The organism is Maribacter sp. TH_r10 (genome assembly GCF_033101095.1).
Classification (GTDB): Bacteria; Bacteroidota; Bacteroidia; order Flavobacteriales; family Flavobacteriaceae; genus Maribacter_A; species Maribacter_A luteus.
Map to the genome: position 1 here is coordinate 1 of NZ_JAWMPY010000056.1, position 265 is coordinate 265.

A 265-nucleotide genomic window follows, 5' to 3' on the forward strand; every position below is an offset into this window, starting at 1 on the left:
AGCCAATGGAATTTCCACTACATTGCCTTCACTATCCAATAAGGTCAAGGTGTCGTTCGTTCCGTCGGAATCAGAATCGGTTAAACTTAAGGTGTCATTGGTAGTATTCGTATCGGTCAAGGCTGCTATATCAGCCAATGGAACTTCCACTACATTGCCTTCGCTATCCAATAAGGTCAAGGTGTCATTGGTACCGTCGGAATCAGAATCCGTTAGACTTAAACTGTCATTGGTAACCGTTGTATCGGTCAATGCTGCTATATCA

Annotated in this window: 1 protein-coding gene; it reads right to left on the reverse strand. The window is 43.4% G+C overall.

Annotated features, from left to right (window positions below; all coding sequences use genetic code 11):
- A partial coding sequence (locus tag R3X28_RS19310; protein WP_317666529.1) for a hypothetical protein occupies window positions 1–265 on the reverse strand: 265 nt, incomplete at both ends.